The organism is Gottfriedia acidiceleris (genome assembly GCF_004138285.1).
Taxonomy (GTDB): Bacteria; Bacillota; Bacilli; order Bacillales; family Bacillaceae_G; genus Gottfriedia; species Gottfriedia acidiceleris_A.
On the sequence record NZ_SCFN01000088.1, the window covers coordinates 1 to 231 of the forward strand.

The following is a 231-nucleotide window of genomic DNA, read 5'->3' on the forward strand; positions in this document are numbered from 1 at the left end:
GCAGAGACCTGTGTTTTTGCTAAACAGTCGCTTGGGCCTATTCACTGCGGCTCTCCTTACGAAGAGCACCCCTTCTCCCGAAGTTACGGGGTCATTTTGCCGAGTTCCTTAACCATAGTTCTCTCGCTCACCTTAGGATTCTCTCCTCGCCTACCTGTGTCGGTTTGCGGTACAGGCACCTATTTCCTCGCTAGAAGCTTTTCTTGGCAGCGTAGAATCAGGAACTTCGGT

Annotated in this window: 1 rRNA gene; it reads right to left on the reverse strand. The window is 51.5% G+C overall.

The window, feature by feature from the left end:
• Nucleotides 1-231: ribosomal RNA gene (locus EP747_RS24085) — 23S ribosomal RNA — on the reverse strand; the annotation flags it as partial.